The sequence below is a fragment of the Mycobacterium sp. genome, assembly GCF_049673265.1.
In the GTDB taxonomy this organism is placed as follows: Bacteria; Actinomycetota; Actinomycetes; order Mycobacteriales; family Mycobacteriaceae; genus Mycobacterium.
In genome coordinates, this window is the sequence record NZ_JBATXN010000274.1 from 1 (window position 1) to 3,411 (window position 3,411).

The following is a 3,411-nucleotide window of genomic DNA, read 5'->3' on the forward strand; positions in this document are numbered from 1 at the left end:
CGACATGCGCGAAGCTCGGGTAGTGGTCGCTGATCTCGGCCACGCTCAACGTCACGACGTCGTGCGCCGGCGCGTTGATGCCGTGCGCGCTGGTGCTGCCGAACATCAGCCGGGACATATGGGGACGCTCGATGGCGAAGCGCCGGTAGGCAATCCCGGCGGCCATCAGATCCGCGACCGGGTCGGACGTCGGGGCCATCGTCAACGCCGCATCGAATTGACACAATCCCTCCTCGGCAACCGCCGCGATCAACGCTGACATCCCGCCGAAGTGCGTGTACAACGCCATCGTCGAGGTTCCGGCGGCGCCGGCGATTTTGCGGGTCTGCAACGCATCCGGGCCGTCCTTGTTGAGGATCTCGACGGCGGCGCGCAGCAACTCGGCACGCACGTTGCGCTCGGCCTGCGAAGTATCGGGAGACATCAGTTGTCATCTTGACACAGCTGGCCACACCGGTGTATAACAATGAAATATCAATGTTATGCCAGCTAGGAGGCCCAGTGAGAACAGCCACCACCACCACCACCCCGGCGAATCCGTATCTCGATGACTTCCTGGCGCCGGTAACCGCCGAGGTGACTGCGACCGATCTGGCCGTCACCGGCCACATTCCCGAATTCCTGGATGGGCGCTACCTGCGCAACGGGCCCAACCCCGTCGCAGAGGTCGACCCCGCCACCTATCACTGGTTCAGCGGCGATGCGATGGTGCACGGGGTCGGCCTGCGCGACGGGCAGGCCCGCTGGTACCGCAACCGCTGGGTCCGCACCGCGCATGTGTGCGCCGCGCTGGGCGAGTCCGCGCCCGCCTCGCTCAACCCGCGCGCCGGCATGCTGTCCGTCGGTCCCAACACCAACGTGCTGAGCCACGCCGGACAAACCCTGGCAATGGTCGAGGGTGGTGGCGCCAACTACCGGCTGACCGATGACCTCGAGACCGAGGGGACCTGCGACTTCGACGGCACGCTTTCCGGCGGGTACACCGCCCACCCGCACCGCGACCCGGCAACCGGCGAATTGCACGCGATCTCTTACTCTTTCGCCCGCGGACACACAGTGCAGTACTCGGTGATCGACACCAAGGGACGAGCACGGCGGACCGTCGACATCGCGGTGACCGGGTCGCCGATGATGCACGACTTCTCGCTGACCGAGAAGTACGTGGTGATCTATGACCTGCCGGTGACATTCGACCCGGTGCAGGTGTTGCCGACGACCATGCCGCGCTGGCTGAGCGCGCCGTCTCGACTGGTCGTGCAATCGCTGCTCGGACGCGTCCGTATCCCCAGCCCGATCTCCGCGATGATCAACCGCGATCCCCAGCCGATCCACCGGATGCCCTACAAGTGGAACCGCGACTATCCGGCGCGCATCGGGGTCATGCCGCGCGAGTCCGGCGGTAATACCGCCGGAAAACCTCCAGTGCGGTGGTTCGACATCGAGCCGTGCTACGTCTACCACCCGCTCAACGCGTACTCCGAAACCCGGGACGGCGCCGAAGTGCTGGTCCTCGACGTGGTGCGCTACCAACGGATGTTCGACCGCGACCTGCGCGGCCCAGGCGACAGCCGGCCAACGTTGGACCGCTGGACCGTCAACCTGGCCACCGGCACGGTGTCCACCGAATGCCGTGACGACCGCTCTCAGGAATTCCCCCGGATCAACGAGAGCCTGGTGGGTGCCAAGCATCGCTTCGGCTACACCGTCGGGATCGACGGCGGCTTCCTCGGATCAGGCAGAACCCAAATGTCGACAGCGCTGTACAAGCACGACTACCAGACCGGATCCAGCACGGTCGCGCCGCTAGACCCCGAGCTGCTGATCGGCGAAATGTCCTTCGTCGCACGTCCCGGCACCGATTCGCGGGCCGAGGACCCCGCTGAGGACGACGGCATTCTGATCGGCTACGGCTATCACCGCGGCCGCGACGAGGGTCAACTGGTGCTGCTCGACGCGCAAACCTGCGAATCGGTGGCCACAGTGCACTTGCCGCAGCGCGTGCCGATGGGCTTCCATGGCAACTGGTCGCCCCGGGAGTGACCGAATTGCTTCCGATCATGAATTTCCAGCGATAGGCGCACAAGGCGACTCCGTTATCACCAGTGCGCTACAGTGACTCATGCCACAAGCTGGGCTTGGGCAGCGTTAAGTAACGTCTGGCGGGAGGGTTTCGCATGGGTATCGGTATTGAGGTTGAGGGACTGACAAAGTCCTTCGGCTCCCAGCGAATCTGGGAAGACGTGACCATGCAAGTCCCGGCGGGCGAGGTCAGCGTGCTGCTGGGCCCGTCGGGTACTGGTAAGTCGGTCTTTTTGAAGTCGCTGATCGGGCTGCTGCGCCCGGAGCGCGGTTCGATCATCGTCGACGGCACCGACATCACCGAGTGCTCGGCCAAGGAGCTTTACGACATTCGCACTCTATTCGGCGTCATGTTCCAGGACGGCGCCTTGTTCGGGTCGATGAACCTCTACGACAACACCGCGTTCCCACTGCGTGAGCACACCAAGAAAAAGGAAGGCGAGATCCGTGACATCGTCATGGAGAAGCTGGAGATGGTGGGCCTGGGTGGCGACGAGAAGAAGTTCCCCGGTGAGATCTCCGGCGGTATGCGCAAGCGCGCCGGGTTGGCCCGTTCGCTGGTGTTAGACCCGCAGATCATCCTGTGTGATGAGCCGGACTCGGGTCTGGACCCGGTCCGCACCGCGTATTTGAGCCAGCTGCTCATCGACATCAACGCGCAGATTGACTGCACGATCTTGATCGTCACGCACAACATCAACATCGCCCGCACCGTGCCGGACAATATGGGCATGCTGTTCCGCCGCAAGCTGGTCATGTTCGGCCCCCGCGAGGTGCTGCTGACCAGCGACGAGCCGGTGGTGCGGCAGTTCCTCAATGGCCGTCGTATCGGCCCGATCGGGATGTCGGAGGAAAAGGACGAGGCCACCATGGCCGAGGAGCAGGCCCACCTGGAGGCCGGTCATGTCGACGGCGGTGTCGAGGAGGTCGAGGGTGTGCCGCCGCAGATCATCGCTACCCCCGGCATGCCCGAGCGCAAGGCGGTCGGTCGTCGCCAAGCCCGGGTCCGGGAGAACCTGCACCTGCTGCCCAAAGACGCGCAGGCGGCGATCCTCGAATCGCTTGAGGACGACAAGAACTCAGCCCGCGACTACGACGGTGAGAACGACCGTGGCCGGCACCGCGATGAGGAAGCGGACACCGCGGGGATTCCCACCCAACGCAGCTACTGACCACTGCTGGCAGTACGGCCCCGATGCACCCGCCCGAAAGGAGTTGATCCACCAACTTGGCGCGTCACCTCTTGACGGAAACGCCCAAAAGGGCCAATCTGTTGGGCAGCATGCGTGAACGGGTAGATCCAGACGCCAGCCAGCGCCGATATCCCCGAGC

General features: G+C 64.4%; 3 protein-coding genes. 2 read left to right on the forward strand and 1 reads right to left on the reverse strand.

The genetic code is table 11. From position 1 onward, the window contains the following. Nucleotides 1-424 (reverse strand): TetR/AcrR family transcriptional regulator (locus WBF82_RS09555; protein ID WP_424382803.1); only part of this gene is annotated, 424 nt, incomplete at its 3' end. 77 nt (nucleotides 425-501) lie between these two features. Here WBF82_RS09555 and WBF82_RS09560 point away from each other — a divergent pair. Both WBF82_RS09560 and WBF82_RS09565 read left to right on the forward strand, forming a co-directional pair. Continuing rightward, entirely contained in the window at nucleotides 502-2,040 is a 1,539-nt protein-coding gene (locus WBF82_RS09560) for a carotenoid oxygenase family protein (protein ID WP_424382804.1), read from the forward strand. A gap of 134 nt (nucleotides 2,041-2,174) precedes the next feature. Beyond that, nucleotides 2,175-3,251: an ABC transporter ATP-binding protein gene (locus WBF82_RS09565; protein ID WP_424382805.1), complete on the forward strand. Its 1,077-nt coding sequence runs from the start codon at nucleotides 2,175-2,177 to the stop codon at nucleotides 3,249-3,251. The last annotated feature ends 160 nt before the right edge of the window (nucleotides 3,252-3,411 follow it).